Below are 3,187 nucleotides of genomic sequence, written 5' to 3'. Positions count from 1 at the left end.
GCTGAGCCGGCCGGCGCCCGCCGCCTGTGTTGCCTATTGCAAAGCCTCGAGCGCGGGGGGCCTGGACTAACTTCACGGATGCCCCAAATCGCTCAACGCGGCGTATAAACACCACGACTGGTTCAAACAGAAGCACGGGCTTGTCCGGGCTGTGAGGGTTCAACACGGAGCGGCCCATGTTTTCCGAGTGTCCCTGCTAATCTTCCTGTTCCTCATTGAAACGGCGATGAACGGAAATTTCCTCGCAAAGGGAAATGAACAGGGATTCTTTGGCGGGCTCCTCGAAGCCGCCGCTTTCTCGTTTTTGAACATCGGCGCCGCTCTGCTGTTCGCAATATTCTGTGCACGCCTGGTGACTCACAGATCGCTTTTTGTGAAGTTGATCGGCGCGCTGTCGATAGCGGCCTATATCGGCTTGGCATTGACCATAAACCTAGCGCTTGCGCATTACCGCGAGGTTAGCGGGTCCTTTGTGGACGGAGCCGGCGTCGAGGTCGTGCGCAGCATGCTCGCCAATCCGGCTGGCCTTATGGACGTGAAATCCTGGCTTCTGTTCGGCATTGGTCTCATGTTTTCGATCTTTGCGTTTATCGACGGCTGGTTCGTTCTCGACCCATACCCGGGCTATGCGGGTGTCGAAAACAGATTGGTGGCTCGCCGGGAAGACTACATCGAGCGCAAGAGCGAGCTCATCGAGGCTCTGCAAGAGGTGCGCGATGAGCACAACGAGAAGGTGGAGGACATCGTCAAGCGGCTGGGGAGCAGACGCAGGGAGCATCGAGCGATCATCGACCATCGGTCGAGGCTGCTGACGCTCTTTGCGCAGCATCAAGACCAGCTGGAGCGAGCCTGCAACCAGCTTCTCTCAAAGTACAGGGAGGCCAATTTCCAGGCCCGCACAGAGCCAGCGCCAAAACATTTTGCCACACCCTACAAACTTGAGCGCATAAAACCCCTGATATCGTCCGACGATGAATGGAGCGAGAAGGACCTGGGCGCCTCAATTCGTGACGCGCAGGAAGAACTCAACGCTCAGGTGCGGCTCATCGGGCTGGAATGCGAGCGCGGGATCGAACAGTACCGAGATCTCGACAAGCTTCATCCGGATAGCGTGAATGGCTAGGCGGGGTCGCAGAAGAAAGAAAGGCAGTGGCGGCACAATTGTCGCAGCAGCCGGATTGGCCGTGCTGTCGGCTGTGATGCTGGCCGGTTTTGTTTGGATGTGGTCGAGATCCGGGAAGGACCAAATCGACATCAGCACGAATTGCCCACTGAACGGACCTGTGAGCCTGACAGCGGTCTTGATCGACGCCACCGACCCGATTTCGCCGATAACCATGGCGGATCTGAAGAATGAATTCCGCAAGACCATTGGGCGCGTCGAGCCTGGCGGCTATCTCAAGATATTGACGCTGGGCGCGAGGCCCGGCGACCTGACTGTGATGTTTGATGGATGCAATCCGGGCGACGGCTCGACGGTCGACAGCTGGACGAACAATCCGTCTCGGCGGCAGAAGAAATGGGAAGATGCGTTCGAGGACCCTTTGACGAACCTTCCCGACCAGATTCCCAATGGAGAATCCGCGAGCCAATCTCCGATCATGGCCGGAATTCAGAAAATCAAACTGTCGCTATTCGATAGCAGTTTGGCGAAAGAGAAGACCGCTAAGCGAATAATAGTCGCGTCAGATATGATCGAACATACGGCGCTGTACTCACAATATCGTTCGGGTCTCGATTATCAGAAGTACCTTGATAGCGCGGCTGACAGGACTTACGGGACATCGCTCGATGGCGTCGGGTTTACGATACTCTACGTCGATAGGGCGAAGAAGCCATTTGGCTCTTTCGAACATGCAGAGTTCTGGACCCGGTGGGTTCAAAGCCATCATGGTGATTTTGAGAAGCTGGTAGGGTTGGAGGGGTTAAACTAATGGCCAAGAAGCGAGGGGAGTCGTTCTTAGGACATCCGAGCCTGCCCCTTTTCGTCTTTGCGACGCTAACCCTGGGTGGCTGCGTGTTCATCGCAATAGCCAAGCTGTCGGGCGTAGACCCTATAATGGCGGCGAGCGCACCGGTGTGCCTGATGCTCATCTATCTTGCCGCGTCCGTCTTCACCGGCAAGCTACGGCTCCACGATGAGCAAACAGGCGACAATCTCTACTACATGGGTTTCCTGTTTACGTTGACGAGTCTCGGCGTATCGCTGTTTCAGTTTGGTTCCGAAGGATCCACCGACACAATCGTGAGGAACTTTGGTATCGCGGTGACGTCGACGATCACGGGCATCGCTTTGCGGATCTTTTACAATCAGATGCGCCGCGATCCTGCCGACATCGAACGGACGGTCAGGCACGAACTCGCGGATATGACGCGGCGTGTAAGAGCCGAGATGGAAAGTGTAACCAGGGAATTCGCTGACTTTCGCCGCGTAAGCAATCAGATGTTGGAGGAGGGTTTTGCCGAAATCGCCGTTCAAGCGGAGCGGAACGGAGAGCACATAAGATCGGCCCTGGATAAAATCGCGATGGAATCGATCAGACCAGTTCAAGAGGCCTCGGGAAAGCTCAGCAATGCTTTGAGCCACAATTTTGGGCAGATCGAAAGTCAGTTCTCGTTGATCGCACAGCGCGTCGAGGCGGCAGCCGATCTGCTCGACAAAGCCAACAGCTCAATGTCCTCTTCAGTTGGCAGACTGGGTGAACAGGCCGAAAGCGTAGCCACCAAGTTGGAGAAGGTTGTCGTCCCTGATGAGGTCCTTAAGAACGATCTGGCGCCGATGGTGAAACTTCTTGGCAGCGCGGTCGCTCAGTATGCTGTCAAAACAGAGACGGCTTCGCAGGAACAGCAAGCCCGCATGGCGGGCATCGTTGATGCTGTGGCTAAAGTGGCCGCAGGTGTGGAAAAGGCTGTGGCAGCCGCAGAGCAAACAGCGGAGAGCGTCCAAGCGCAACAACGCTTGACCCAGGCGCTTGCCGCAGTGGTGCAAAAGCAAAGCAAGGACACCGGAGACCTTGTCGCAACCTTGGCAGGAAGAACCCTTCACGCGCCGAGGCCTGTTCCCCCTCTCAACGCTCCTATCGCGATTGAACAGCCACTGGCAGATCTGGCCGCAAATGACACCGTCGAGAGCGCACCAATTCGGGTCGAGCCTGAGCCCCAACCAGACGCTTTCCAAACTCTGGGA

The 3,187-nt window shown here is 56.4% G+C and carries 3 protein-coding genes; all 3 read left to right on the top strand.

Features of this window, described 5'->3' with window-relative positions:
- The first annotated feature begins 187 nt into the window (after nucleotides 1–187).
- A complete protein-coding gene (locus tag NKH35_RS31155; RefSeq protein ID WP_352917514.1) occupies nucleotides 188–1,123 on the top strand; it encodes a coiled-coil domain-containing protein in 936 nt (311 codons plus the stop codon).
- Entirely contained in the window at nucleotides 1,116–1,934 is an 819-nt protein-coding gene (locus NKH35_RS31150; RefSeq protein ID WP_023687338.1) for a hypothetical protein, read from the top strand. The genes NKH35_RS31155 and NKH35_RS31150 overlap by 8 nt, the downstream gene beginning before the upstream one ends.
- Nucleotides 1,934–3,187, top strand: a 1,254-nt coding sequence (locus tag NKH35_RS31145; protein WP_352917513.1) for a methyl-accepting chemotaxis protein, incomplete at its 3' end; no start/stop codon positions are given. The genes NKH35_RS31150 and NKH35_RS31145, both read left to right, overlap by 1 nt.

Origin of the sequence: Mesorhizobium sp. M1143 (genome assembly GCF_040318435.1) — a bacterium.
GTDB lineage: Bacteria > Pseudomonadota > Alphaproteobacteria > Rhizobiales > Rhizobiaceae > Mesorhizobium.
This window is presented reverse-complemented; position numbering and strand designations above follow the sequence as displayed.